The 26490-nt window shown below is 65.1% G+C and carries 18 protein-coding genes; 3 read left to right on the plus strand and 15 right to left on the minus strand.

The annotated features are described in order from the left end of the window. Nucleotides 1–94 precede the first annotated feature (94 nt). Entirely contained in the window at nt 95–823 is a 729-nt protein-coding gene (cpaB, locus tag ARTH_RS14560; RefSeq protein WP_083812704.1) for a Flp pilus assembly protein CpaB, read from the plus strand. 53 nt (nt 824–876) lie between these two features. Here cpaB and ARTH_RS14565 read toward each other — a convergent pair whose 3' ends face one another. The 7 genes from ARTH_RS14565 to ARTH_RS14595 all read right to left on the minus strand — a co-directional run bounded on the left by ARTH_RS14565 (nt 877) and on the right by ARTH_RS14595 (nt 11909). Continuing rightward, a complete protein-coding gene (locus ARTH_RS14565; protein WP_011692707.1) occupies nt 877–5100 on the minus strand; it encodes an ATPase AAA in 4224 nt (1407 codons plus the stop codon). A gap of 130 nt (nt 5101–5230) precedes the next feature. Further along, nucleotides 5231–6820, minus strand: a complete 1590-nt coding sequence (guaA, locus tag ARTH_RS14570; protein WP_011692708.1) for a glutamine-hydrolyzing GMP synthase — start codon at nt 6818–6820, stop codon at nt 5231–5233. An 83-nt stretch (nt 6821–6903) separates the two neighbouring features. Further along, nucleotides 6904–7416 carry a DUF3817 domain-containing protein gene (locus ARTH_RS14575; RefSeq protein WP_011692709.1) on the minus strand — a complete coding sequence of 171 codons (513 nt, stop codon included), beginning with the start codon at nt 7414–7416 and terminating at the stop codon, nt 6904–6906. Further along, nucleotides 7413–8309 carry an SURF1 family protein gene (locus ARTH_RS14580; RefSeq protein ID WP_011692710.1) on the minus strand — a complete coding sequence of 299 codons (897 nt, stop codon included), beginning with the start codon at nt 8307–8309 and terminating at the stop codon, nt 7413–7415. The genes ARTH_RS14575 and ARTH_RS14580 overlap by 4 nt, the downstream gene beginning before the upstream one ends. A gap of 50 nt (nt 8310–8359) precedes the next feature. Then, nucleotides 8360–8848 carry a PTS sugar transporter subunit IIA gene (locus ARTH_RS14585; protein WP_011692711.1) on the minus strand — a complete coding sequence of 163 codons (489 nt, stop codon included), beginning with the start codon at nt 8846–8848 and terminating at the stop codon, nt 8360–8362. Nucleotides 8849–8899: 51 nt separating this feature from the next. Next, a complete protein-coding gene (locus ARTH_RS14590) occupies nt 8900–10651 on the minus strand; it encodes a glycerol-3-phosphate dehydrogenase/oxidase (protein ID WP_011692712.1) in 1752 nt (583 codons plus the stop codon). A 121-nt stretch (nt 10652–10772) separates the two neighbouring features. Continuing rightward, nucleotides 10773–11909, minus strand: coding sequence for a GuaB3 family IMP dehydrogenase-related protein (locus ARTH_RS14595; protein ID WP_011692713.1), 1137 nt, complete (start codon nt 11907–11909; stop codon nt 10773–10775). A 220-nt stretch (nt 11910–12129) separates the two neighbouring features. On the opposite strand from ARTH_RS14595, the gene ARTH_RS14600 reads away from it, so the two are divergent. Then, entirely contained in the window at nt 12130–14058 is a 1929-nt protein-coding gene (locus tag ARTH_RS14600) for a S8 family serine peptidase (protein WP_232223522.1), read from the plus strand. 108 nt (nt 14059–14166) lie between these two features. Here the strand turns inward: ARTH_RS14600 and ARTH_RS14605 are convergent, their stop codons facing one another. The 6 genes from ARTH_RS14605 to ARTH_RS14630 all read right to left on the minus strand — a co-directional run bounded on the left by ARTH_RS14605 (nt 14167) and on the right by ARTH_RS14630 (nt 23834). Beyond that, complete coding sequence (locus tag ARTH_RS14605) at nt 14167–16026, minus strand: ABC transporter ATP-binding protein (protein ID WP_011692715.1); 1860 nt, start codon at nt 16024–16026, stop codon at nt 14167–14169. A 40-nt stretch (nt 16027–16066) separates the two neighbouring features. After that, on the minus strand, nt 16067–16474 hold the full coding sequence (locus ARTH_RS14610) for a hypothetical protein (protein ID WP_232223523.1): 408 nt from the start codon (nt 16472–16474) through the stop codon (nt 16067–16069). 97 nt (nt 16475–16571) lie between these two features. Beyond that, the gene (locus ARTH_RS23165; protein ID WP_011692717.1) at nt 16572–17897 is read right to left on the minus strand and encodes a hypothetical protein; all 1326 of its coding nucleotides are present in this window, start codon (nt 17895–17897) and stop codon (nt 16572–16574) included. A 129-nt stretch (nt 17898–18026) separates the two neighbouring features. Continuing rightward, nucleotides 18027–19538: an IMP dehydrogenase gene (gene guaB / locus ARTH_RS14620; RefSeq protein WP_011692718.1), complete on the minus strand. Its 1512-nt coding sequence runs from the start codon at nt 19536–19538 to the stop codon at nt 18027–18029. A gap of 199 nt (nt 19539–19737) precedes the next feature. After that, entirely contained in the window at nt 19738–21783 is a 2046-nt protein-coding gene (locus tag ARTH_RS14625; protein WP_011692719.1) for an acyltransferase family protein, read from the minus strand. Beyond that, a complete protein-coding gene (locus ARTH_RS14630; RefSeq protein WP_011692720.1) occupies nt 21780–23834 on the minus strand; it encodes an acyltransferase family protein in 2055 nt (684 codons plus the stop codon). Before ARTH_RS14630 ends, ARTH_RS14625 begins: the two co-directional genes overlap by 4 nt. A gap of 216 nt (nt 23835–24050) precedes the next feature. Here ARTH_RS14630 and ARTH_RS14635 point away from each other — a divergent pair, with 216 nt between their 5' ends. Then, nucleotides 24051–25019: a DUF389 domain-containing protein gene (locus tag ARTH_RS14635; RefSeq protein WP_011692721.1), complete on the plus strand. Its 969-nt coding sequence runs from the start codon at nt 24051–24053 to the stop codon at nt 25017–25019. Here the strand turns inward: ARTH_RS14635 and ARTH_RS14640 are convergent. Both ARTH_RS14640 and ARTH_RS14645 read right to left on the minus strand, forming a co-directional pair. Further along, the gene (locus ARTH_RS14640; protein WP_011692722.1) at nt 25016–26134 is read right to left on the minus strand and encodes a flavin-containing monooxygenase; all 1119 of its coding nucleotides are present in this window, start codon (nt 26132–26134) and stop codon (nt 25016–25018) included. The two genes, ARTH_RS14635 and ARTH_RS14640, sit on opposite strands and share 4 nt — an antisense overlap. Beyond that, nucleotides 26131–26478, minus strand: coding sequence for a hypothetical protein (locus ARTH_RS14645; RefSeq protein ID WP_011692723.1), 348 nt, complete (start codon nt 26476–26478; stop codon nt 26131–26133). Before ARTH_RS14645 ends, ARTH_RS14640 begins: the two co-directional genes overlap by 4 nt. Between the last annotated feature and the right edge of the window lie 12 nt (nt 26479–26490).

A 26490-nucleotide genomic window follows, 5' to 3' on the forward strand; every position in this document is an offset into this window, starting at 1 on the left:
TAGCGGTAACAGGGCTGTGCCCTGCCATGGCCGGTTTTCCACATAGGACCTGGCTGTGCTTTCCCGCCATGCGGGGCCTCCGTAGCCTGTCGGTATGCCCTCCATCCTTCGCGCCAACGCACCTTCCTCGCCCCGGCAGAGCTTTGGGACCGGACGCCCGGTCCGCCCGGGGCCATCCGGCGTGCGGCGCTTTTCATCGTGGCTTAACCGCAACCGGAGGCTCGTCGTCGCGCTGTTGCTGTGTGCTGCCGCGGGCATCGCCGTGCAGCAACTGACACCGGCGCCGGCCCACACCGTCACTGCCCTGGCCACTGCCCGAGACCTTGCCGCCGGAACTGCGCTGTCGGGCAATGAGGTGGTACCGGTGAAGGTGCCGCCGGGAATGGTGCCCTCCGGAGCCGTCGCGGACGTCTCCTCCATCCAGGGCAAACAGCTGGCAGCCCCGCTGCGCAAGGGCCAGTTGATCTCCGACACGCAGCTACTCGGACCGGGGCTGCTCGCAGGCACGAAACCCGGGTCTGCAGCGGTGCCCCTGAGGATGGCGGATCCGTCGTCCATCCAGCTCGTGGCGCCGGGCCAGCTGGTCAACATCGTGATGACCAACGGAACCGACTTTGGCAAGACTGCGGAATCGCAAGTACTCGCAGCTGCCGTGCCGGTCCTCTGGACCTCGGGTCAGGGCGGCCAAACCGGACAATGGCTGGGAACCGGAGAAACCGAGGGGCTCATAGTGGTCGCAGCGGATCCGGACCAGGCGCGCCGCCTCGCCGGCTCCTCAACCCAGGGAAAGCTCTTCTTTGTGTTGGTGGGGTCACCGGGCTAGGGGCACCTGGCTTGATTGCCCGGCCGCCCCGTCGCCATCCCGCTGCGGGCTGCTCAGCCCCAGTGCGGCGGCTTCTGCTCCTGAAGCCAGGCGTCGTGGTCGTAGTCAGAAGCGTGATCGCCCCAGCGCTTCGGGTCATCCTCGGCGGCCTTGTTCGGCAGCACTCCTGATGGAGCGCCGACACTGGCCGGCTGACGGGACCTGTCCGCGGCTAAATCGTCAGCCCCGCTGTGGGGGGCCTCCTGCCGGTCCGCTGCACTGCTGTTTGTATCCATGACGTTTTCGTTGATGCCTTCCGATGCTTCAGTGCCGCCGCCGCGGGGCTTATCCGGCGATGCGTCGCGCTGCTCCAAGGATACCGAGTGCGTGTCCCCGTCAGCCACACTGCCGGAGTCGCCACTTTCGGATTCGGCTCCTCCGATTGACCCGTTGTTGCCACGGTCGGCGCTGTTCAGCGTCAGGTTGTCGACGTCGTCCTCGAAGAACGCCTGTGAGGTGGACGAGTAGCCGGTGACAACCGGCTTCTCCAGCCCGAGGTATCCGCCGATGCGGTCGGCGCAGGCGGACGGGTCGGTGAAGACCTCGATCGTCCACAGCGGCATGTAGCGCCAGCCAAGCCGTTCCAGCAGTTGTGGCCGGAGCCTGCTCCGTTCCCGGACGCTCATGCGCCGGTACTGCTCAGTTCCGTCGGACTCGATTGCCACGGGCCGGGGGATTTCGGCGTCATCATGGCCAATTGAATTCACCGGATCGGCGGCAGCGGCAACGTCAAGCACGCCGTCATACTGATGCCAGACCCGGGCTCCGCGGGCACGCAGCCTGTCAGCCAGGTCTGCCACGAGGGGGTCGGCCCCAAGCGCCTGCTCGCTCGCCGCGGCGCGGGACGCGGGCGTGCCCAGGTCGGTGTTGCCGGCAATCTCGCGGTCGAGCAGTTCATAGAAGTCGAGGGCGCCGTGGCTGAGGCGGCTGACGTCCAGGTCTTCGGGTGTAAAGCAGCTGAGCACATGCAGCGAACGCCGGGCACGGGTCATGGCCAGCGCAAACTTCGCCCGGCCGCCTTCGGCGGACAGCGGCCCGAAGTTGTGTAGCGCGCGGCCGTGCGGCGTGCGGCCGTAACCCGGGGAGAAGATCACATGGTCGCGGACCAGGCCCTGGGCCCGTTCCAGGTCAACCACCCGGAAGGATTCGGGGCCGGCTGTGAAGAAACTTGCCAGCAGCGGGTAGTTGGGCAGCTGCAACCGAATGGCCTCGCCGATGCGTGCGGCGTGGCGGAGGCTGGCCGTGACCACGGCGAGGGAGGTTCTTGGCCGCAAGCGGGCATGCTCGAACACGAGGTCAACCACCCGGTTGACCTCGGCCACGGCGGACTCCACGCCTTCCTGATCGGCGCTCGGCAGACCGGTGCCGTCCGGCAGGTACTCCACCAGCAGCGCACGGTCCAGCCCGGTGGCAGTCTGCCCCTCGGGGAGCCGGTGCAGTTGGCCGTCATAGAAACTCTTGCTCAGCTGCAGCACGAGGTCCTCGTCGACTGCCCGGTACGCGCAAGTCAGGCGCCGGGTCGGCAACACCGAGGACAGCGCCGTGTAGGCACTCTCCACGCTTTGGTGGGCGGTCTCGCCGGCAGCCAACCGCTCGACGCCGACCGTAAACGTGCGGGGGCTGGCGATCTTGTCGTCGCCGAAGGCGATCACCTGCCTGGCCCGGGCAATGGCCGGAAGGACTGCCTGAAGGGAGGTCGCTTCGGCGTCGAGGATTACTACGGCATCGAACTTCTGCTCAGCCGGCAGCAGGCCGGTCATGAGGTAGGGGCTCACCGACCACACCGGCACCAGCATGGGGACCAGGGCCGGCGCCTGCGCCGTCAGGGCGGCAAGGGTAACCCGGCCGTCCTTCAGGAGGCTCCGGAGCAGGTCCGCCTGCCGCGGGTTCTCGGCAATGCCGGCACGCCACCGTTCGGACAGCGTCCACCGCAGCCGTGCCGCGCCGCTGGCGATGTGGGCGTTGTCAGCCAGGCGGTATTCGGCTTCGAGCTGGCGCAGGGCATCGCCGTCGGACATCGCCAGGTAGTCGTCCCCGCTGATCATCGCTTCAAGGGCTGACTGCCACCAGGCAAGATCCAGCTCTGCCGCGACTGATTCGGCGGGCACTTCCCGCTCCGCCAGGTCCGCGAGCAGTTCCCCGAGTCCGTGCTCACGCATGTTCTCGATGAGAAGCGTCCGCTCCGGTAGCGTCTTGAGCGTCCGGGTGTCGGCAACCAGCCGCTCCAGGCGTTCCATCAGTTCCTCGTAGGGCGTGTGCTGAAGGTCTCCGCCCGCCTCGGTGTGCTTAATGGCCGCACCCAGCTGGGCAAGTTCACGGTCCAGGCTGCGGTACATCACGTTCACTTCGCCCAGGCCGGACGGCACTGCGGGGTGCCGCTGCGTTGTGGCGTAGTCCGCCCACAGAGCCCGCTGCTCCTGGACGAGCACCAGCGAACTGTGGAGGTCGGCGATGTGCACGCCGGGACGGACGTATTCCTTCGCCACGCGGCGCAGCCGGGACCGCTGCATGGATGGCATGTCGATGTTGCGTTCGCGGCGCCACGGGGAGGTGGCTGTCGCGGAGATGAGGTCGTGGACCGGCCGGTCGAAGATGTCCGGGGTGAACTTGTCCAGGCTCTCCCTGACTGCCATCAGCAACTCGAGCTGGGCACCCCATTCGTGGAAGGTGGTACCAAGGCGGATCTGGGCGTGCTCGGCTACTTCGTTCATGCGGTGGCGCAGCACTGGCAGGTTCTTCTCAACCGAGCGCGCAACGTCCTGCGCCTCTTCGGTCTCCTTGCGGGTCAGGAGCCGCGCGCCGTGCCAGGGGCTGGCCGTGGAAGCCCGGCTGAAACTGCCCAGTTCAGCTGCACGGCGAAGGCGTCCGGCCAGTTCCTCGCGGTCGCGGATATTGTCCAGCACACTACGCTTCAGGCGCACAGTGGTGGCGGGCGGCGTCGGCTGGATGGAGGTCAGCTCGGCCAGCGACTGCATGGCCTGATAGGGCGAGCAGCCCCACCGCTGGCGGACGTTGTGGAGCGACGCCACGTGGTCCATGAGGGCATGCCGGTGCTCCGCCAGCGTGGTGTGCAGGTTGTCGAGCTGGGGCTGAAGCGACTTCTCATTCCGGACAATGGCGCGCACCAGCTGGCCCTTGAGCTGCAGGGGCGTCGCCGTACCGGAGAGCGCAAACAAGATGGACTCCAGGCCCAGCGTCTCCAGCTGGCCCCCGATCTCGCTGAGGCTTGCCCGGCGGTCGCCCACCACCAGCACGGTCTTTCCTTCGTCCACCAGGGCCCCGATGGTGTTGATGGCAGTCTGGGTCTGCCCTGTGCCTGGCGGGCTGCTGACGAGGAGGGAGTCGCCGGCGCGCACGGCGTCCACCACATACTGCTGGTCGGCGTCGGCGTCGAGAAGCAAGAGCTCATCAGCGGGGTCCCGCTGGTCAATATCCTGGAAGCGGTCCTCGGCGAGCTGGGCCACTTCCACGGCATCCCCGGCCGCAGCACGGGCCAGGGCCGCCACGATGGGGTTGTTCTGGTTGATCCACGGATCATCGAGGTTGCCGGAAAGGTCCGCGAACGTGGAAACGAGGAGGTTGTGCTCCACCTCGGCGCCGTGGATGGGCTTGATGAGCGTCCCCAGGCGGTCCAGGACGGGCTGGGGATCGAACCGTGCCGTGCTGTAGGCCATCCGGGTCACAGCGTTGACATCGAAAACTATGCCGTGGATGGTCTTCAGGTGCCTGATAAGAGCAGGATTGATCTGGGCCTGCTCCGTCAGCTGGAGTTCGTAGTCGTCTTCGCCAGGACGGACGGTGAGGGAAATGGCGGTCAGCATTACCGGCGCAGACACGCGCTGGGGCTTTCCGCCCACAGCGGACGTCCAAGACACCGTTCCGGCCGAAAAATACCCGGCGTCGATGCCGCGGTCGTTGCTGAGCTCAAAAATCTTGGAGCGGAGGTTGCGCGAAGCCCTCGCCGCAACGACGTACTGATCGTGGTCGCGGATCAGCGTGGACAGGCGCGTGCGCCGCCCCGCCATAAGCTGCGCCAATCCGGACGGATGCGCATGCGTGATGTCGATGGAACCTTCCGGCGTTTTGGTGAAACGCAGCATCGTGTCTGCTCCGGTGACCGGCTTAAGCCCCGACAGCCACTTCCTGAGCTCCTCGGAGCCCTCTGGGAGGCCTTGAACAACTGACACTTCTGCCTTCTTTTCTGCGTTTGCACGTGACGCCCTGGACCATACCGGCATACTTTCGAGCGTAGCCCGTATCGGGGCCCAGTGAGAGACCGCAACACTGGAGCGGGCCAAAATTGCGCCGGATTTGGGGAGAATAAAACAAAGTGGCCGGCCTCATCGCTGAGGCCGGCCACTCAAAGTGCTATTCCCACTCGATGGTTCCCGGCGGCTTGCTGGTCACGTCCAGCACCACCCGGTTGACGCCTTCCACCTCATTGGTGATGCGGTTGGAGATCTTTGCCAGCAACTCGTACGGAAGCCGTGACCAGTCGGCGGTCATGGCGTCCTCGGACGAAACGGGACGCAGGACGATCGGATGGCCGTAGGTCCGGCCATCACCCTGGACACCGACGCTGCGGACATCCGCCAGCAGCACGACCGGCATCTGCCACACCTCGTTGTCAAGGCCGGCCGCAGTGAGCTCGGCACGGGCTATCGCGTCGGCCTTGCGGAGCAGGTCCAGGCGTTCCTTGGTCACTTCGCCGACGATGCGGATGCCGAGGCCTGGCCCCGGGAAGGGCTGGCGGCCCACGATCTCCTGCGGCAGCCCCAGCTGGGCGCCCACCGCACGGACTTCGTCCTTGAACAGCGCACGAAGCGGCTCGACGAGTTCGAACTGCAGGTCCTCCGGCAGGCCGCCCACGTTGTGGTGGCTCTTGATGTTGGCCGCACCTTCGCCGCCGCCGGATTCGACGACGTCCGGGTACAGGGTCCCCTGGACCAGGAACTTGATCTTCTCACCGTGGGCAGCCGCCTCGGCGATGATGGCAAGCTCCGCTTCCTCGAATGCACGGATGAATTCGCGGCCGATGATCTTGCGCTTGGTCTCGGGATCGCTGACCCCGGCCAGTGCCGCCTGGAACCTCTCCTGCTCGTTGGCAACGTACAGCTTGACGCCCGTGGCTGCCACGAAGTCGCGTTCAACCTGCTCCGCCTCGCCTTCGCGGAGCAGTCCGTGGTCCACGAACACACAGGTCAGCTGATCGCCCACGGCGCGCTGGACCAGGGCAGCCGCAACCGCAGAGTCGACTCCGCCGGAAAGGCCGCAAATGACCCTGGCGTCTCCGATCTGCTTGCGGATGCGGTCCACCTGTTCCTCGAGGATGTTCCCCGTGGTCCAGTTGGGTTCGAGCTTGGCGCCCTTGAACAGGAAGTTCTCGAGCACCTGCTGGCCGTACGCGGAGTGTTTTACCTCCGGGTGCCACTGCACGCCGTAAAGGCACTTCTCCTCGTTGGCGAATGCCGCCACGGGAGCACCGGCGGTGGTGGCCAGGACTTCAAAGCCTTCCGGTGCTTCCTGCACGGAATCGCCATGGCTCATCCAGGTGTTCTGGTGGTGCGGCAGGCCGTCCAGGATGGACCGGGCCTCCCCTACTGTGGTGGCTTCCGTGGCGCCGTATTCGCGCAGGCCTGTCTGGGCGACCGTGCCGCCCAGTGCGTTGGCCATCGCCTGGAAGCCGTAGCAGATGCCGAAGACCGGGATCCCGGCTTCAAAGAGGTCGGCACCCACACTCGGTGCACCTTCCGCGTACACGCTGGAAGGGCCACCCGAAAGGATGATGGCGGCGGGGTTCTTGGCCAGCAGTTGTTCGGTGCTGTAGGTATGCGGAACCACTTCCGAATACACATTTGCTTCCCGGACGCGGCGGGCAATCAGCTGCGCGTACTGGGCACCGTAGTCAACAACCAGCACCGGCTTCTGGGAAGTCTGGGATGCAGTGGGAGTAGTCACCGTACTAGCCTACTTGGCACCGCCGTCCGGCCGCACATTGAGAAGCTCCGGGTAAGCGAACTCACAGGATGCGAACCGCCCGCTCAGTAGCGCTTGGACGCCTGCGGATTCGCGGCGAGTTCCGCCTCCACCTCGGCGTGGAACTTCTTCTCCACGATGAAGGACAGGAACGGGATCACACCGCCCAGGGCCAGGAGGATCAGTTTGGCGAACGGCCACCGCATCAGCGACCACAGCCGGAAGTTGGACATCAGGTACACGACATACATCCAGCCGTGCACAATCAGCACCGTGACGGAGACGTTCACTCCCCCGAGGACGCCCTGCGGCTCGGCGTCTGCGAACCCGAAGCCAAACGGCTGGCCTGTCACCGCGTTGGTGCCGCCTGCGAACAGGTACTGGCCGAAGGCGTAGCGCGCAACCAGTTCGGCGCAGAGCAGGAGGAGCATTCCGCCCGTCAGGTATGCCATGACTTTGTAGAACTTCAGGGCGGACCGGATCTGGGCTTCAGTCCCGCCGAACCTGCGCTTCTTGACGGTGCCCGATCCGCCGGTCTGGGACGGCTGGGGCTGGATGGCCGGCTTGGGATCGATCATGGCTGTACCTTTTGTTCGGTCGGGCTGGGGGTTTCTGATGAGCCGGGGTGCGGGCCGGCGTGCGGAGGTTCTGCTGCGCCTTCGCGGTGTGCACCGTGTTCGTCGTGTTCGTCGTCGAGCTCGTCCTCGAGGTCCCGGCGGTAGTCGTCCTTCACCATCCGCCACCAGATGAACAGCGCGAAACCGGCGAAGACTATCCACTCCACCGAGTAGAAGAGATTGAGCCAGTTCACCTGCTGGGCCGGGGGCTGCGGGCCGATGTTCAGGGGCTTCAGGTTACCGTTGACGGCCGCGGCGCTGACGTCGGTACCGGCGGCCATTTCGGAGGTTGCCGCCACGAATCCCGGGTAGCTGCTGACTTCCCAGGCGTTGATCAGTTCCGCCACGGACACTGCCGTGGCGCGACCGGGTTCGGGAGCAATGCCGGGCAGCGGGGCTTCGGACGGCAGGAGCCGTCCGGTGAGTTCAATGGTGCCCGACGGCGGCGCAGCGGCTTTCGCGGCGTCGGCCACCCATCCGCGGGCGACCGGAATCCATGTCCGGGGCGTCGCTCCGACGCCGCTGAGGACAGGAGCGTCCTGAACCGAAAACGCAGATACGACCCAGAACCCGGTGGCACCATCATGAAGGCGGCCCGGGACCAGCACCTGCTTGTCGGGATCGTAGGATCCCTTGGCGGTGACCATCTGGTCCGCCACGGAGCCATGGAAGAATTCACCCGGCTGCAGCACTTTGACCAGCGGCTTGGTGTCTTCCGTGCCGGACGAAACCGGTGCTTCCGGCTGGGTGGAGCGCCCGAACTGCCATTGGCTGAGCAGCACAAAAACCCCGGAAATGACGATCGCAAACACCAGTCCTGCGATCCAGCGGGGTTTGAGGGCAGTTTTCAACACACCTTAACCGTACTTCGTCCTCGCGTAGAACAACGAAACGGGCGCTGTGCCTAGTGGTCGAAGAACACCAGGCTGGAGTTGATGAGCTCAGCGATCACTTCGGGGTCGTAAGCCCTGCGAAGGGACTCCCTGAACGATTCCTTTGACAGCGAACGGGCCAGGGTGGCAAGGACTTCGAGGTGGTCCGAAAATGAACTTGCCGGCGTCGCAATCAGGATAATGACAGTCGCCGGACCGTCAGCTGCCCCGAAGTCCAGGGCCTTGCCGTACTTGGTGATCCCCACCGCAATTGACGTCCGCGAAACGAACTCACTGCGGGCGTGCGGCAGCCCGACTCCCCCGGGCAGGCCGGTGGCCAGCTGGTGCTCCCGGGCGTTGACGTGCTTCAGGAAGCCTTCGAGGTCCGAGACCCGCCCCGCCGCATAGAGCCGTTCAGCCAACTGGGTCGCCGCGTCGGTCTTGTCCTTGGCATCAAGTTCAAGAATCACCATTTCCGGCGTGGTGAGTTCGGCATCGTACCGGTCCAGTGGTTCCGCCAAGAGTTGTCCCTTCAGTGAGGCAGGAGGTGCGCGTCAGGCATCCGCCTTGCCTCAGCGCAACGGAACGATGTCCTCGACGCCCAGGCGTGCGGCGTCGGCAGATTCATCGTCCGGCTGCTCCTGGCTCAGCCGTTCGGCTTCCACCCGGGCAAGGTAGTGCTTGATTTCGCTTTCGCGCTGCGCGTCGCTCCAGCCAAGAATTTCTCCCATCAGCTTAGCGACTACCGGGACAGCGGACACACCACGGTCCCAGGACTCGATGGAAATCCGGGTTCTGCGCGTCAATACGTCGTGTACGTGACGTGCGCCTTCGTGGGTGGCCGCGTAAACCGCCTCGGCTTGAAGGTAGTCGTCGGCGCCCGGCAGCGGTTCGGCCAGGGCCGGGTTCTCCTTGATGAGCGCCAGGACCTCCGTGGCCATCGACCCGTACCGGTTGAGCAGGTGCTCAATCCGGGCTACGTGCACGCCGGACTCTTCAGCGGTCCGGTTACGCCGGTTCCAAGCCGCTTTGAACCCGCTGGCTCCCAGCAGGGGAATGGAATCCGTACAGCTGGGCGCCACCCGCTCGTCCATGCTGCGCGTCGCTTCATCGACGGCGTCCTTGGCCATGACCCGGTAGGTGGTCCATTTTCCGCCGGCCACCACCACGAGGCCCGGCACCGGGTGGGCCACCACGTGTTCACGCGAAAGCTTGGCCGTGGAGTCGTTCTCTCCCGCCAGGAGCGGACGGAGCCCGGCGTAGACGCCCTCGACGTCCTCCCTGGTCAGGGGCCGCTTGAGCACCTTGTTGACGTGTTCAAGGATGTAGTCGATGTCCTTGCTGGACGCTGCCGGATGAGCTTTGTCCAGATGCCAGTCAGTGTCCGTGGTGCCGATGATCCAGTGTCGGCCCCACGGAATGACGAACAGCACTGATTTTTCAGTCCGCAGAATCAGGCCGACGGTTGACTGGAACCGGTCGCGCGGCACCACGAGGTGGATGCCCTTGGAGGCGCGCACCTTCAGCTGCCCGCGGTCCGTCACCATGGCTTGCGTTTCGTCGGTCCAGACTCCGGTTGCGTTGATAACCTGCTTGGCCCGGATGCTGAACGTGGAGCCGTCCTCGCGGTTGACCACCTTGGCGCCGACCACGCGCTCGCCTTCGCGCAGGAAGTCCACCACGGCCGTTTGGTTGACTGCATGGGCCCCGTAGTACGCGGCCGTGCGGATCAGGTTGGCCACATACTTGGCGTCGTCCACCTGGCCGTCGTAGTAGCGGATGGCCCCGACGAAGGCGTCGTCCTTCAGGCTTGGCGCAGCCCGCAGCGTGCCGCGGCGGGACAGGTGCTTGTGGAACGGAACGCCCCGCTGGTGGCCGCTGGAAATGGACATGACGTCGTAGAGGGCAATTCCCGCGCCGACATAGGGCCGTTCGAAGAAAGGCTTGGTCAGTGGGTAGAGGAAGGGAACGGGCCGGGCCAGGTGGGGTGCGATCTCCGAAAGAAGCAGTCCGCGTTCGTGAAGCGCTTCCTTCACCAGCCCGAAATCGAGCATTTCAAGGTAGCGAAGTCCGCCGTGAATGAGCTTGGAGGAGCGTGAGGACGTACCTGCCGCCCAGTCATTGGCCTCCACGATGCCCACGCTCAGGCCGCGGGTCACAGCGTCCAGGGCAGCGCCGGTGCCTACGATGCCACCGCCGACAATGAGGATGTCGAGTTCCTTGCCAGGCTCCATTGTCGCCTTGAGGGCCGCCAGCGACGCTTCCCTCGCGGCGGGGCCGAGTGCCCCCTGTTGAAAGGACGAACCTCCGGAAGAACTGTTCATTTCACGCCTCCATCCGCATCAAACCTCGTAGGTGACCAGACTACTTCCTAGGCATGCGGATGGGCAGGGCTCAATTTCTGCCGGTCCCGGGGGCCGGGACCGGCCTAGTTCCGGGTGCCCGTCAGTTTCCGGAGTAGGGGGAAACGACGACGTCGACCCGCTGGAACTCTTTCAGGTCCGAATAGCCAGTGGTCGCCATGGAGCGGCGGAGGGCGCCGATCAGGTTGGACGTGCCGTTGGTGTGGTGCCCGGGGCCGAAGAGGACCTCCTCCAGCGGACCCACGGTGCCGACGTTGACCCTGTCGCCACGCGGCAGCTCCAGGTGGTGCGCCTCCTGGCCCCAGTGCCAGCCCTTGCCCGGCGCTTCTTCGGCGCGCGCCAGCGCACTGCCGAGCATCACGGCGTCAGCGCCCATGGCGATGGCCTTGACGATATCGCCGGAGGATCCCATGCCGCCGTCGGCTATCACGTGAACGTAACGGCCGCCGGACTCGTCCATGTAGTCGCGGCGTGCGGCGGCGACGTCGGAAATCGCCGAAGCCATGGGCGAGTGGATTCCCAGGGCACGCCGGGTTGTGGTGGTCGCACCGCCACCGAATCCCACCAGAACGCCGGCGGCGCCGGTGCGCATGAGGTGCAGGGCAGGCGTGTAGCCGGCCGCGCCGCCCACGATCACCGGAACATCGAGCTCGTAGATGAACTGCTTGAGGTTCAGCGGTTCATGGTCCTTGGAGACGTGCTCGGCGGACACCGTGGTTCCGCGGATCACGAAGATGTCCACGCCGGCGGCGACGACGGTCTTGTAGTGTTCCTGGGTGCGCTGCGGAGTCAGCGAGCCGGCAACGGTCACACCGGCGGCACGGATTTCGGCCAGGCGGGACGTGATCAGTTCCGGCTGGATGGGAGCCTGGTAGAGCTCCTGCATCCGGCGGGTGACGGCGGGACTGTTGGTCTCGTCATCCAGCGCCCCGATCTGGTCGAGTACCGACTGGGGGTCCTCATAGCGGGTCCACAGTCCCTCGAGGTCGAGCACGCCCAGTCCGCCAAGGCGGCCCAGGGCAATGGCGGTCTCGGGGGACATCGCTGAATCCATGGGCGCCGCGATGACCGGCATGTCGAACTTGTAGGCATCTATCTGCCACGAGACCGAAACGTCCTTGGGATCACGCGTCCGACGGTTGGGGACGATCGCGATGTCATCCAGGGAGTAGGCACGACGCCCACGCTTGCCACGGCCAAGCTCAATCTCATAAGTCACGTCACCACTTTACTTGACCACGCCGGATACGGCGGGGCGACTCCCCGCCGTCGCCAGGAAAACTGATAGTCCACACTTTATTGACACGATTTGTCAACCATTTACAAGTTGTGAAAATACCTTTACGTTTACTCTCGGTTACCACCTGATACACCACGTGACCGTCCATCACTCCACCATCCGGGCCACACCTATGCCCGATCCGAGAAAGAAGCTCCTTTTGGCAAAAGCAGCAAGGGCACCAATCAGGCGCCATCGCATATTGGCGCTGTCGCTCGCGGCAGCAGTCGGCACCCTGGCCTTCGCGAGTTCACCGGTCTTCGCCACCACCGGAACCGGAGACGGTTCCTCCCCAGGAGCCGCCGCGGCCCAAAGCCCCCAGGGGCAGGCTGTGGCCGCAGGCGAGGCCTATACAAAGTTCATCGTGGACTACAAGGAAAGTGCGGCCAACTCCACGCCTAACGGCCGCGCCAACGCCTGGGGCAAGGCAGCCAACGCGCAGGGCGTGACAGTCAAGGAAGTCCGCACCCTGGCCACCGGCGGAACGCTGATCGAGGCGGACAAGGCCCTGGCCGGGCAGGCGGCCAAGGACTTCATGGCCGGGATTGCGGCCTCGGGGTCGGTCGAATCCGTAGAGCCCGACGCGCGGATGACAGTGGCGCTCACACCCAACGACCCGCGCTATGGCGAGCAGTGGGACTTCACCGCCACGAACGGCATGCGGATTCCCGGTGCGTGGGACGTCGCCACCGGCACCGGCGTGACAGTGGCCGTCATCGACACCGGCATCACTGCCCACCCCGACCTGGACGCCAACGTGCTCCCCGGTTACGACTTTGTCTCGGACGCCACCGCTGCACGGGACGGCAACGGCCGCGATGCCAACGCGCAGGACCAGGGCGACTGGTACGCCGCCGGCGAGTGCGGCCAGACAACGGCCGGCAACAGCTCCTGGCACGGCACCCACGTGGCCGGCACCGTGGCAGCCGTGACCGGCAACGCGACCGGAGTGGCCGGCGTGGCACCCAATGCCAAAGTGGTCCCGGTCCGCGTCCTCGCCAAGTGCGGCGGTTCCCTGTCCGACATCGCCGACGCGATCATCTGGTCAGCCGGCGGAACCGTCTCGGGCATCCCGGCCAACGCCAACCCGGCAAAGGTCATCAACATGAGCCTGGGCGGATCCGGCTCCTGCGGCACCACCTACCAAGCGGCCATCGATTCCGCAGTTTCGCGGGGAGCCACCGTGGTGGTTGCCGCCGGCAACAGCAACCAGGATGCTTCCGGTTTCCGCCCGGCGAACTGCAACAACGTTGTGAGTGTGGCCGCGAGCAACCCGGGCGGCAGCCTCTCCTACTACTCCAACTACGGCGCCACGGTTGACCTGACCGCACCGGGCGGAGACGTCAGGGTGACCGGCGGCGGGATCCTCTCCACCATCAATACCGGCACCACCACGCCGTCTTCGGCGGGCTACGCCAACTACCAAGGGACATCCATGGCGGCCCCGCACGTGGCCGGGCTAGCTGCACTTATGAAATCCAAAACCTCCTCCCTCACCCCGGCCCAGGTCGAGTCCACGCTCAAGCAGGGAACCCGCGCGATGCCGGGCGGCTGCACCACCGGCTGCGGCGCCGGCCTCTCTGACGCCACCAAGACCATGGGACTGCTGGGCGGGACCACTCCCCCGCCGTCAGGCAACCTCCTCCTGAACCCCGGCTTCGAAGAGGGCGCCGCCTCATGGACCTCTGACCACGCCGATACCTTCGAAACCGGTACAAATGCCCGGACCGGTTCCCGCTTCGCCGGACTCAACGGCTGGGGCCAGGCGACGTCCTACAAGCTGGACCAGGCTTTCGCAGTCCCCTCCACCGTGTCCGCCGCGTCGCTGTCCTTCTACTTGAAAGTGCAGTCCGACGAAACGACTGCCAGCTCGGCCTATGACACCCTCAAAGTCCAGATGATCAGCGGCGGCACCACCACCACGTTGGCCACGTACTCCAACCTCAACGAGTCCACCGGCTACGTGCAGAAGCAGCTGGATCTTTCCGCCTACAAGGGCAAGAGCGTGACCTTGCGCTTCCTGGGTGTCGAGGATTCATCGCTGTCGACGTACTTCTACCTTGATGACACGTCCGTGACCACGTCCTAGCTCTCCACTCCAATAAAGACCGAACCGCCGGCCGCGCGCTCCTGCGCGGCCGGCGGTCCGGTCCTTGGACAAAGCTCGAACACCGCTGACTACGCCCCGGCGGAAAGGTCAGATCCCCTCGGCCTCGTCCACCGTGAGCTGCGATTCGAACATCCTGAAGTACCGGCCACGGAGAGCCACCAGTTCGCGGTGGGTTCCCTGTTCCACGACCCTGCCGTCTTCCAGCATGTAAACGATGTCCGCCTTCTCGATCGTTGCGAGCCGGTGGCTGATGGCGATGATGGTGCTGCTTCGGTCGGCGAAGAGGCGGGTGAAGATCCGGTGTTCGGCGAGCGCGTCGATCGCCGACGTCGGCTCGTCCATCACCATGAAGGAGGCGTTCCGGTAGAAGTTCCGTGCCATGGCGAGCCGCTGCCACTGGCCGCCGCTCAGTCCGCTGCCCTTGCGCCCGCGCGGGTCTTCCATCCAGTTGCTGACGTGGTTGTCCAGGCCGTTGGGCAGTTTGTTGATGAATTCGAGGGCCTCGGCATCGGAGGCCGCACGCCGGATCCGCTCATCGTCCCGCGGCGAATCGACGTCGCCAAAGAGAATATTCTCCGCTGCCGTGGCGAACTCATATTTGAGGAATTCTTGGCTCAGCACCGCCAGATGGCGGTGCCAGGACTTGACGTCGACGGCGGCGAGGTCGACGCCGTCGAGCATCACCTGCCCCGAATCGGGGCGGTAGAGGCCGGCGAGAATCCGGATCAGGGTGGACTTCCCGGCGCCGTTCTCCCCCACGATGGCGATGTGCTGGCCCTCGCGGATGGTCATGGTGATGCCGCGGATAACCTCGATGTCGCTGCCCGTGTACGTGAACCGGATGTCCCTCAACTCCACGGTCTTCGGAGCCTGCAGGAGCGGCGGAGCGTGCTCGGAGTGCACGGGCAGCGCCATGAATAGCTCGTAGTCCTTAAGGTTCGCCAGGTCCTCGTCGATGGAGCTGAGCGAAGAGACGAGGTTGTTGGCCGTGGACAGCGCCCGGCTGACGATCTGCTGGACGTACAGGAACTGGCCCACCGGCTGGGCACGGGCGATGATCTGGCCCACCACCCAGATCAGCGAAACAACCTCGGCGCCGTACTGCAGGGCGTCCGCTGCCAGCTGCTTGGGAATGTAGCGCTTCTGGAAATCAAGCCGCCGCTTCTCGTCGGCGTCCCGGAGCCGGGAGCGCAACCCCATGAGGTAGCCGACGATTCCGTACAGCCGCATCTCGGCAATGTGCTGCGGCCGCAGCAGGTTGGTTTCGATCATCCGGCGTTGCCGGCGGGAATCCACCTGCGTATTCCAGTGGGCGATCTGTTCCCGGGACAGCTTGAATTGCAGGTACACGCTGGGAACGATGGCCACCAGGACGATCACGGCGATCCACCAGCTCACAAGCAGAAGGGCTCCCACGGCCAGGATCACGGAGACCAGCTGGGTAAAGATCGCGGCGATCCGGTCCAGGACCCGGGCATAGGAATCGGAGAACCGCTTGGCGCGGTCGTACAGGTCCACCGTCTCCTTGTCGTCATAGCGCCAGAAATCGAGGGCCAGGAACCGCTCGTACATGAGGTCCCCCACAATGGCCCCCACCCTGAAGCTCATGAGCTGCTGGATGTAGCGGTCCACACTGCTGAAGGCACCCCAGAACAGACCCAGCGCGGCGGTGATGATGACGTAGACGATCGCCCGCTGGCCCTCGGCGGCGTCGCCGGCGTACGCGGCCGCCAAGGCCGTGGTGGTCAGGGCGGCAAAGTAGGTGGTGACCAGGGGCAGCAGCGCCGAGATCAGCGAGCCGACCACCTTCATCACGACGGCGGCAGGAGAGGCCCGGAAGCTGACCCGCAGAACCTGCGCCACAGCCCGCGCGTACGGCCGCACGGCAAGCCGCCGCTGAGGGTCCCTTTTTGGGTTCAGTTCGGCGGGATGGCGTGGTTGGGACATGCATCCAGCCTAGTGCTGCGGAACCGGCCTGGCGGCAGGGTCAGTACTTCTCACCGTACTGGTATTCAGGGAGATCAAAGCATGCACTGTAGCCCGCAATCCGAAGCGTTTCCGGTGGCTCCTCGAAAGAGACCAACAGGTGGGTGCCGTCCTCGTGCAGGAGATCGAGCGACCGATCCCCGTTGAGGGTCTTGTCTTCTGAAACCTTCCACCCTGCCCGGCCGGACACTGCAGCGGCCACCTCATCCAGGAACCCGTCGCGGTCCACTCCCGGCATCAATTCGGCTTCGGCATCACCGGCCCATTTCTTCCGCTCGCCGTCGCAACGCAGCAGGCTTGAGGTGTCGTTTGCCCACGTTGACACGACCGCGTCTTCGGGCAGCAGCGCCACGATTTCCTTTTCCATCGACATGACCTTGGATTTGGCTGATTCGAGGCTGATGTCCATGTCTTTTCCGTTTCCGGCCTGCCCGCATGAGGCCACCATTGCAGTGAATGCTATTGCCCCGGCTACCCGCCAGGCGGTTGTCCACCCGTGTCCGGCCCTACCGATCACGGAGTTCCGTACGGACGTCGTTGATGGCCTTTTCATTCCAGGGATCCGTGGTGGCGATGAGGCTGTGGTTGTCGATGCTGTAGGCCTGTGTCCATTCGAAGCCCCCCGGCGGCTCATAAACGTGCTTTTCAAAGGCGGGCTCCTTCATCGGGTAATTCTCCCCTACAACTCCGTTTGCTTCGGCGGTCAGCAGGATATCGGGGTAGGTGAAACTGGAATAGTCGGTGCCGGGGTCAGGCTCCCAGCCAGGAGGCATGGCAGCGCCGGACAGGGCTACGAGCTTGTCAAAGTGGGCTCCTTCGATCTCCGCCCCGGTGAGGTTCCGAAGTCCCCAGCTGTGGCCTATGCCCACCGACTGGGCCCCGGACGGCAACTCAAGGTCGACAGCGGCCTGGAAGGCCCGCAGGACTGGAGCCGAATCGGCCACGAACTCATCGCTCTTGGCCTCCACCAGGAATGCCTCAACAAAGCCACCGTCGGGAAACTCCGATCCCTTGTACACAAACGCCGCGGTCCCGCCCGACTTGTCCGCCTCAACCAAGCGGTTGGCCAGCTGTTGCGGGCCGCCGCCATAGAACGACGCTTCGTTGGTGGTGGTGCCGGGAACATACGTGATCATGGACGTCGTGTGCCCGTCATAGCTGCCGATGAGTTCCACGATGGACTGTTCACCGGGATCATAGGCGGCGAGCTGGATTTTCCCGTCGACCGCCCGCTGGAGATACGCCAGTCCGGACTGCCGTTCCCGCCAGGCCTCGTGCTCGGCGGCGAAACGCACCGGATAGGTCGAATCCATGTTCCAGGGGTTGAATTCCGGTTCCGGATCCTTTGTTTGGAGCCAGGCAATCCGTTCCTGGGCGTTCAGTCGGTTGGCCTCGACCCGCACATTGAACGGTATGCCGTTCGTGTTCCCTGCCAGGTCCGGGTGGTCCCGGATGAAGTCCTGATGCTGGGCGTCGGTGAGGCTCAGCCACCAGTCCCGGACCTCGGGGGCGGACTTGCCGGCGATATTCCCCGGGCCGGGCGTTCCGGAGCTGCCGCCGGACGGCCCGGACACAGCCGCACCTCCGGCGGCCGAGCTAGCCGATTCCTGCTCGTTTGCCTGGTGCAGCAGCGTGTCCGCGGCCTGGTCAAGGAAAAGGGCTGCTGCCCTCATCGAGCGGCTATGGGTTCCTCTCCAGTCCTGGCGGAACCTCTCTGCATCAGGGCCGGGCCACGGGGTTCCGGCCACGCCGGCATTGAAGGAAAGCCGCTGCCCGTCCAGCATTCGACCGGCCGACCGCATCGTGGCGGCGAGCTGCCTCAGCTGCGCCACATCGGCCCCATGGAATCCGCCTGCCAAACCATCCCCCAAGGCCGGTGAAGTATTTACTCCATCGAATATACAGACTCGGCAGCCCGAAGGGGATGGGGAAGACTCCCCATCCCCTTCGGACCGGCGGACTTAGCGTGAGCCGTAGTTCGGGGCTTCCACGGTCATCTGGATGTCGTGCGGGTGGGATTCCTTGAGGCCGGCCGGCGTGATGCGGACGAACTTGCCCCGTGCCTTCAGCTCGGCAACCGTGGGAGCACCGGTGTAGAACATGGTCTGGCGGAGGCCGCCCACCAGCTGGTACGCAACGGACGCCAGCGGGCCGCGGTAGGCCACGCGGCCTTCGATGCCTTCCGGAATCAGCTTGTCGTCGCCGGAGACGTCGGCCTGGAAGTAGCGGTCCTTGGAGTAGGACGTGTTCTTTCCGCGGGTCTGCATGGCCCCAAGGGAACCCATGCCGCGGTAGCTCTTGAACTGCTTGCCGTTCACGAAGATGAGCTCGCCCGGTGATTCGTCACAACCGGCCAGCAGGGAACCGAGCATGACGGTGTCGGCGCCGGCAACCAGCGCCTTGCCGATGTCGCCCGAGTACTGCAGGCCGCCGTCGGCAATCAGCGGGACGCCGGCCGGGATGGCCGCCTTGGCGGACTCGTAAATGGCGGTGATCTGCGGAACGCCGACGCCGGCCACAACACGCGTGGTGCAGATGGAGCCCGGCCCAACGCCCACCTTGATGCCGTCGGCGCCGGCGTCGATGAGCGCCTGGGCGCCTTCGCGGGTGGCAGCCTGGCCGCCGATGATGTCCACATGCGCGGCCACGGGATCGGACTTCAGCCGGCGGATCATGTCCAGCACACCCTGGGAGTGTCCGTTGGCGGTGTCAACGAACAAAGCGTCCACACCGGCGTCAACGAGGGTCATGGCACGCTCCCAGCCGTCACCGAAGAATCCGATGGCGGCCCCGACGCGCAGCCGGCCTTCGTCGTCCTTGGTGGCAAGCGGGTATTGCTCGGCCTTCGTGAAGTCCTTGGTGGTGATGAGGCCCTTGAGCCGGCCCTGGTCGTCAACCAGCGGAAGCTTTTCGATCTTGTTGGTGGCGAGCTTGTGCGACGCTTCCTCGCGGCTGATGCCCACATGCCCGGTGACCAGGGGCATCTTGGTCATAACGTCGCTGACAAGGCGGATGGGGAAATCCGCTTCCGGCACGAAGCGGGTGTCGCGGTTGGTGACAATACCGAGGAGCCGCATGCCCTCGTCCACCACCGGCAGGCCGGACACGCGGTAGTGCGAGCAGATCTCGTCCAGTTCAGCCAGGGTAGCTTCCGGCCCGATGGTCAGCGGGTTGGTGATCATCCCGGATTCGCTGCGCTTCACACGGTCCACCTGGTCGGCCTGGTCCTGGATGGACAGGTTGCGGTGGACCACGCCCAGGCCGCCCTGGCGGGCCATGGCGATAGCCATGCGGGACTCGGTGACGGTGTCCATGGCAGCTGACAACAGCGGCGTCTGGACGGTGATGCGCTTGGAGATACGTGAGGACGTGTCTGCTTCTGACGGGATGACGTCGGTGTGCCCGGGCAGGAGCAGGACGTCGTCGTAGGTCAGGCCGATAAAGCCGAACGGGTTGTGTTCGGGCTGGGTCATGAGTGCGCCTCTTACCTTAATTCCGGGGTTCACGGGTAGGGGTTGCAGCTGATGACCAGCCCGTCATTACGGGACTGGCCTGTGCAGATGGTGGTGCCTTGGTGCGGAAGTGTTGAATAAATTCTAGAACCTCTGCGGCGATCCCCATATTCCGCGGCGGTAATGTGAGCAACCGCACGTGCCCGCAGGTCACGCCGGCTCAGGTCCAGCCGGTGGCGGCCAGCAGCCGCTGTTCGAACATGGGAATCATGCTCTGCACATACGTTTTCGTCAGGTGGTTGTCGTCCTTGTAGACATAGATGTTGCCCACCACTGCCGGGCAGATTCCGTCGGCGCAGATGAAGTCGCTCATATCCATCAGGTGGAGGCCGGCCACCTTGCCGCGGTACTGGTCCAGCGGTGACGAGTCGGCGAGCGCTTCACCGAGCGGCGGATTGCACTCCTCCGCGGCGGCCCCCCTCTTTTGCACGCACTCCGGCATGTTGAACCCAAACCGCGGATTGTCGCGGACGCCCACGACGTCCATCCCGGCGTCCGTGAACGGCTTGATGCCCTCCAGGTAACCAGGCACTTCCGTTTCGAACGGCGCTTCGACATGCGTCAGGGATGCCACGGTGAACACGGCGTCCGGCTTGTGTTCAAGCACATATGCAGCGCTGGCCTTATTGAAGGCATTGCACTCAGCATCACGCTCGGCCGACTCCGCGCCGAAGCGGCAGCTGCCCTTGAGGAGCGTGACCACCTCCCAGCCGTGCTCCTTGGCGATCGGACCCAGCGCGGCCATGTACTGCTGCGCGTGCGAGTCGCCCAGCACCACGATCCGCTTGGTGACAACGTCCGGCTTGCTGTTCTGCAGACAGCCCGAGAGCAGCGGGTCACCGGGCACATTGCCGTCGGTGCAGAGGCCGTCGATATCCGCCCACTCGTTCTTCATGGCAGCCGGCGCCGGAATGATCCTGGCTTCCGGCGTCGGCTTTCCCGCGTTTTCGGGAGTCAGTGCGGCGGCACCCGGCGTCAGTTCCCTGGGCTGCGCCGCGGCGGCTGCTTCCTCGGCCGTCAGTTTGGTCTGCCACAGTGACACCGGGCCCGCGAGCAGGGCTCCGCACGCCACGATTACGACGGCGTTCCGCCAGATCCGCCGTTGCGGCCAGTGCCATTCGCGCAGCGGTTTTTCCACGAACCGGGTGGTGAGGACTGCCATCGCCACGGAGGCTGCCACGATGGCAAGGCCCTGGACGAGGTTCGGCGAGACAACACCCGTGCCCGCGAGGGCCAGGACCAGCAGCGGCCAGTGCCACAAGTACAGCGCGTAGGAGTTGTCACCGAGTGACACGAGGGGTTTCCAGCTCAGGAGGCGGTCGGCACCAAAGCGGCTGCCGCTCTGGCCGGCCACAATGATTGCCGCCGCCGACAGCGTGGGCCAGAGCGCCACGAAACCCGGGAAGGACCGGTCCACCGTCAGCAGCAGGCCGCAGGACACCATGGCCACCACGCCCGCCCAGCCCAGGATGATCCGAAGGACCTTTCCCGGCTTCAGGTAAGGAAGTGCGAGAGCCAGCAGGGAGCCCAATGCAAACTCCCACAGCCTGGTCCTGGTATCAAAGTAGGCGTAGGCCTGGTTGGTGGCCGTCTGGTCAATGGAAAAGGCCAGCGACGCCGCAAAAACCACGCCGAAGGCAACGGCCAAAAGCATGCGGTAACTGATCCCGGGCCGGCGCAGGACCCGGTGCAGCAGGGCGATTCCCGCAAACACCAGGGGCCACAGGATAAAGACCTGCCCCTGGATGGACAGTGACCAGAAATGCTGCAGCGGGCTCGCGCCGGAGTGGTCCTGCGCGTAGTAGTCAACGGCCGAGTCCGCAAGCAGCCAGTTCTGCCGGTAGAGCAGTGAGGCCCACGCCTGGTCCAGGACGTCCGGCCAGCGGCTTTGCGGAAGAAGTGCCCAGGTGCCGGCCAGCACACCCAGGATAACGACGACGGCGGCAGGCAGCAGCCGCTTGAACAGGTGCAGCCAGTGGCTGACCAGCTTAAGCGGGCTGCCGCTTTCCACTTTCCGCACGAAGGAGAGGGTGAGCAGGAACGCGGAGATGAGCAGGAAGATGTCCACGCCGCCGGATACCCGGCCCAGCCAGACGTGGTACGTGACCACCATCAGTACTGCCAGTGCCCGGAGGCCTTGGACCTCGGGGCGGTACCCCTTCCTGGCCGCCTTGTTCGTAGATGTCGTCGCGGGAGTCGTCGTCATTCCGTGTTCCAGCCGGTCGCTGCCAGAAACTCCTTCTCGAAGTAGGGGGTGATGCTGTCCATATAGGTGCGGGTGACGTGGTTGTCGTCTTTGTAGACCATGACGTTGCCGATGACCGCCGGACAGGTGTCGCCCTGGCAGAAGAAGCGGCTGAGGTCGAGGAACTTTGTGTCCGGCACCTGGGCGGCAATTTCGGCGTCCGGCGAAGCCGGCTGATAACTGTCAGCCGCCTTGGCGGCGCACGCCGAATAGTTGTCCTTGTTGCGCTCGAGGCAGTCCGGGACGGCCTCGGGCATTCGGGGCGTGTCCCGGAGCGCAACGACAGGGATGCCGGCGCCGTTGATTTCCTTGATCTCCGGAACCCACGCCGGGTCCATGAATTCCGTCTTGTTCGGATTCGGGTCTGTCCGCGTGCTGGTGGTGACCACGAGGTCCGGTTTCATCTCCAGGACCTTCCTGGCCGTGTCCTTGTTGAAGTCGAGGCAACCTTCGGACAGCTCAGGGGCGGCGGTATCAGTCACCGGGCAATAGCCCTTGGTGATGGTCTCCACTTTCCAGCCGTGCTTGTCGGCGAGGTTCAGCAGTGGCGTGGCCCAGACATGGGCGTGCGAGCTACCAATGACCACAATGGATTTCTCCGCATCGTCCTTGCCGTTGGAGCAAAGGTTGATGAGCTCGGCGTCGTTGGTGGTGCAGCCGCCCTGAAACTTCGGCCAGTCCTCCGCCACCGTGGTGAGGCTGGGGAGCAGCGGCGCGGACTTGTCGGCGGCGTCGACGTAGCCGGGATCAAGCACCCGTGCACCCGGGTTATTGGCCCAGGCCTGGCTTGCGGCGGCAGCAGTGGCGCTGCTGATCTGGAACTGCCACCCGGCGAGGGGAACGGAAGCGGTGGCCACTGCGGCGGCGACGGCAATCAGTGCGCGACGGCGGTTGACCTCGGGCCATGTCCATTCACGCCAGGGTTTCTCGATGAATCTGGTGGTGAGGTAGGCGAGGCCCATCGACGCCACGATGATGACCGTGCCGGACAACGGCCCGGCGTGGTCGCGGCCCGTCGCCGCGAGGGCAATGACAAGGATCGGCCAGTGCCACAGATACAGGGCGTAGGAGTTGTCCCCCAACCGGACCAGTGGTCCGGCGCTCAGGATCCGGTCAACGCCGAACCTGCTCCCCGTCTGGCCGGCAGCGATGACGCAGGCGGCTGCAAGTGTGGGCCACAGGGCCGCCACTCCCGGGAACGCCGCCTGGACGTTGAGCAGGATCCCGCAACTCAACATGGCGACAATGCCCAGCCAGCCAAGGGCTATGCGCCCTGTCCGGGGTATCCGGAGGCCGGGAAGGATCAGCGCCACCAGTGTTCCGAGGGCGAATTCCCACAGCCGGGCGCCGGTGTCGAAGTAGGCCTGCGCCTGGTTGGTCAGGGTGAAGATAATCGAGTACGTCAGTGACACCAGGAACACGCCGACGAAGATGTAGCACAGCAGGATCCGGTAGTGCAGCCGGTAACGCTTCGCCAGCAGCGCGGCCGCGGCAAAGATCAGCGGCCACAGAATGAAAACCTGTCCCTGGATGGACAGCGACCAGAAGTGCTGGAACGGGCTGGCCAGGCTGTGGTCGGTGGCATAGTAGTCGACGGCCTGCGTCTGCAGGAGCCGGTTTTCCATGTAGAACAGGGATGCCCAGCCCTGCGCGATCACGTCCAGCCAGCGGGTGCTCGGCAGGAAGATGAAGCTCGCGGCGAGGATGGCAACTATCACTGTGACCGCGGCGGGCAACAGTCGCCGGAAGAGGTGCAGCCAATGCTTGAACAGTGCCATTGGGCGGCCCTGCTCATATTTGCCCACGAACTGCAGCGTCATGAGGAAGGCCGAGATCAGCAGGAATACGTCAACGCCGCCGGACACCCGGCCAAACCAGACGTGGTAGCTGACCACCATCAGCACGGCCAGCGAGCGCAGGCCCTGGATTTCCGGCCTGAACTTCGATTTTCGGCTCGCTTCAGTTCCGGCGCCACTACGGCGCGGCGAGGCCAGGGCTCTCGCTATGGACATAGAAAAACCCCTCAGGCGGACAACCAAAGCATCCATGTTACCGAATCGTAATTTTCATCGCCAATCGCCGGCGCATTCGGGAAGAACCCCCGCCTCCCATTAAGGCACCGCAAGCTGGGAGTTTCCAGAGGCGTGCGGCGGCTACGGGCCGGCCGGGAAACTAGGCTGGTGCCGACGCCGGATCGCGGAACCGGAAAACACGGAGGAGTGGCCATAGTGATCGTTCAGGTACGGATATGCACACCCGCGGAGCTCTCCGACCTGGTGGTGGAAAGCTGCACACAGCAAACCGGCGCGGCGGAAGTGGCCGTGCATAAGGGAGCGTCCATCCAGCCGCCCGGGGATGTGGTGGTGGTCCACGTGGCCAGGGAATCAGTCGAGGAGCTGCTGGAAAAGCTGCATGCCCTGAACCTCCAGGAGGTCGGCTCCATCGCCATTTCAATGCCGGAGCTCATGCTCTCCCGGCGTGCCGACCGGGCTGAAGCAGCGGCGCCCGGCGACGGGGCCGACGCCATGATCTGGGACGAGGTGACGCGCCAGACAGGCGAGGATTCGCGGCTCACCTGGAGCTATCTGGCCTTCCTCGTCCTGGCCACGCAACTGGCCGCAATCGGGATCGTCACGGATTCAACCATCGCCATCGTCGGGGCCATGGCCGTCGGGCCGGAGTTCGGGCCGCTGGCTGCCCTGGCTGTCGCGCTGGCGCAGCGCAAATGGAAGCTGGGACGCAGCGCCGCGCTGGCTCTGGGTGTCGGTTTTCCCGTAGCAATGCTCCTGGCAGCCTTGACGGCCTGGTTGTCAGTTCCATTGGGGCTCTTCCCTGCCGACACCCTCGACACCGGGTCAGCCGTGGAATTCATTTATCATCCAGGGCCCTACTCGCTGATCGTTGCGGTGCTGGCCGGTGCAGCAGGGATGCTCTCCGTGATCAGCCGGCGCTCCGCGGCCCTGATCGGGGTCTTCATTTCGGTGACCACCGTTCCCGCCGCAGGGTTCGTCGCCGTCGCGCTGGTCCTGGGCGAGTACCAGAAAGCGGCGGGGTCTGCGCTTCAGCTGCTGCTGAACCTCCTGGGTATCGTGGTTTCTGCGGTTGCGGTCCTCATTTTCTACCGGATCATCACCAAGCGACTGCCGGAGGGCATGGCCCGGCGGCTGAGGCGACAGGCCTTGCGCGCCCGGAGCTAGCCCCGCGCCACCGCTTTCACCGGCGACACCACGGCCGGGATCTTCCCGGCCACGTATCGGGCGTCCCTGCATACACCGGGAAGGGTGGCCGAAGCCGCTGAGTACATGAATTCCTCTCCCAGGAAGAACAGCCCGGGCTTATCGAGCGCCACGCCGCGGTGCTGCCTTGGCCGTCCGTCGCCGTCGAACACTGGCATTGCGATCCAGTCGAATGACTCCCGGTAGCCGGTGCACCAGATCACGTTGGACACGTCATCGAGGGGTCTTCCCGCCACCACAGGCAGGCCATCCTGCACGCCGGTCACCCGCGGCACACGTTCGACGCCGGCGGCAGCGAGGTCCTTGCTTTTGGTCCTGATCAGCGGGTCCGCGTGCCCTAGTTTTAGCGGTGCGGCTTTACGGCCAATTGGCGAGTCAAGTGTCAGCACGTGGAGCCCCACGAACCGCACCACGGGCAGGACGAAGCGGGCCGCGGCCCTTCCGTGCCGCACTGGCAGCTCGCCGCCCGGCTTGCCTGCTACCACTGTGTGGTGCGTCCGGCTCACTTCAAGGGCAATTTCCGCTCCCGAGTTGCCCAGCCCCACCACCAGGACACGGCCGGCCCGGAGCTGGTCCGGGTTCCGGTATTCGCTGGAGTGGAGCTGCACGGTCGACGGCGCGAGGTCTGTCGCAAAGTCCGGCAGCCTGGGCGCCTGCGTGCAACCGGTCGCCACAACGACGTTGCCTGCTTCCCATCGCTTTCCGTCCGAAACGGCAACGTACCGTCCTTGCTCGCGCCACAACTTCTCCACCCGGGTGCCGGTGCGGACCGGGAGCGCAAAAGTGGCGGCATAGGCTTCCAGGTAGTCCGCCAGCTCGTCCTTGGTCGGGAAGGACAACCCGTCCCCCGGAAAACGCATGCCGGGCAGGCCGTCGTACTTTGCCGGAGTGAACAGCCTCAGCGTGTCCCACCGCTGCCGCCAGGCATCTCCGATCCTCGGATTCGCGTCCAGGATCAGGAATCTCCGGCCTTGGCGCTTGAGGTAGTGGCCGATGGCCAGGCCGGCCTGTCCCCCTCCGATCACCAGCGTGTCAAGCATGTCACCGGACCCGCCTTCTTCTCGTATGTTGTTCATTGCGCTGCCTCCTGTTCAGCCGCTGCGGATTGATCGGATGAACCGTCCCGGCTGGTTCCCGGCCGCCCTGTATCCCGACCGTGCGATTCGCTCCTGTAGCGCAGCCACCACACGAGCATCAGCGCGGACGCCAGAACGTACACCACATGGAGCAGCCAGATCGGACCGGCCGGCAGGTGGAAGACGTACACGGAGTGGACAGCGTTGGCCACATTGCTCAGGACCAGGCTGCTGAGGCTATAGGACGCCAGATCCTTGGTCCGCGCCGCTTTGAGAAGCATCGGCAGCATGCCAAGGGCGAACAGTACGGTGGAGCACGTACCGGCCAGGACGGGAAGGTTCATAGTTCGACACTA

Origin of the sequence: Arthrobacter sp. FB24, from assembly GCF_000196235.1 — a bacterium.
Taxonomy (GTDB): Bacteria; Actinomycetota; Actinomycetes; order Actinomycetales; family Micrococcaceae; genus Arthrobacter.